General features: G+C 66.5%; 1 pseudogene. It reads right to left on the bottom strand.

The features are described from left to right. Positions 1–206 (bottom strand): annotated as a pseudogene (locus tag HX846_RS39820) (ABC transporter substrate-binding protein); the annotation flags it as partial.

Raw genomic sequence — 206 nt, 5'->3', positions numbered from 1 at the left:
CCGATCTGCGCCAGGTTGCGTTTGTAGGGCAGCAGCAAACGCTCGAAGCCTTTCTGGGCATTCAGGAAGGTGAACTGCAACGGCGTGCCCTCGGCGTTAACCAACTGGTCGCCGCGCGGGGTCCAGCCCGCCTCGGCCAGTAACTTCAGCGCTTGCGCCTGCTGCGGCCGAATGCGCCCGCTGCCATCGGTGCGCGGCGGCTGGTA

It is taken from the genome of Pseudomonas sp. K5002 (assembly GCF_013386655.1).
In the GTDB taxonomy this organism is placed as follows: Bacteria; Pseudomonadota; Gammaproteobacteria; order Pseudomonadales; family Pseudomonadaceae; genus Aquipseudomonas.
This window is presented reverse-complemented; position numbering and strand designations above follow the sequence as displayed.